Source organism: Pseudomonas sp. FME51, assembly GCF_014897305.1.
Genome location: NZ_JABUYN010000044.1, coordinates 1 through 1178 on the forward strand (window position 1 = coordinate 1; position 1178 = coordinate 1178).

The 1178-nt window shown below is 45.4% G+C and carries 1 protein-coding gene; it reads left to right on the top strand.

Annotated elements, in window-relative coordinates:
- A partial coding sequence (gene tuf / locus INT39_RS22310; RefSeq protein WP_193017603.1) for an elongation factor Tu occupies positions 1 to 1178 on the top strand: 1178 nt, incomplete at both ends.

The window sequence follows — 1178 nt, forward strand, 5'->3', positions numbered from 1 at the left end:
TGTCTAAAGAAAAATTTGAACGTTCAAAACCGCACGTTAACGTTGGTACTATCGGCCACGTTGACCACGGTAAAACAACTCTGACTGCTGCAATCACTACAGTTTTAGCTAAAACTTACGGTGGTGCTGCTCGTGCATTCGATCAAATCGATAACGCACCAGAAGAAAAAGCTCGTGGTATCACCATCTCTACTTCACACGTAGAATATGACACTCCGTCTCGTCACTACGCACACGTAGACTGCCCAGGTCACGCCGACTATGTTAAAAACATGATCACTGGTGCTGCGCAAATGGACGGTGCTATTCTGGTTGTTGCTGCGACTGATGGCCCAATGCCACAAACTCGTGAGCACATCCTGTTAGGTCGTCAGGTTGGTGTTCCTTACATCATCGTATTCCTGAACAAATGTGACATGGTAGATGATGAAGAGTTACTGGAATTAGTAGAAATGGAAGTTCGTGAACTTCTGTCTCAGTACGATTTCCCAGGTGACGACACACCAGTAATCCGTGGTTCAGCGCTGAAAGCACTGGAAGGCGAAGCTGAGTGGGAAGCGAAAATTGTTGAATTAGCAGAAGCACTGGATTCATACATTCCAGAACCAGAGCGTGCAATTGACAAACCATTCCTGTTACCAATCGAAGACGTATTCTCAATTTCAGGCCGTGGTACAGTAGTAACGGGTCGTGTTGAGCGTGGTATTGTTAAAGTGGGTGAAGAAGTTGAAATCGTTGGTATCAAAGCAACGGTTAAAACAACATGTACTGGCGTTGAAATGTTCCGTAAATTACTTGACGAAGGTCGTGCAGGTGAGAACGTTGGTGTTCTGCTGCGTGGTACTAAACGTGAAGAAATCGAACGTGGACAAGTACTGGCTAAACCAGGTTCAATCAAGCCACACACTAAATTCGAATCAGAAGTTTATATCCTGAGCAAAGATGAAGGTGGTCGTCACACTCCATTCTTCAAAGGTTACCGTCCACAGTTCTACTTCCGTACAACTGACGTAACAGGTACTATCGAATTACCTGAAGGCGTAGAAATGGTAATGCCAGGTGACAACATCAACATGATCGTTGAACTGATTCACCCAATCGCAATGGACGACGGTTTACGTTTCGCTATCCGTGAAGGTGGCCGTACAGTAGGTGCGGGCGTTGTTGCTAAAGTATTA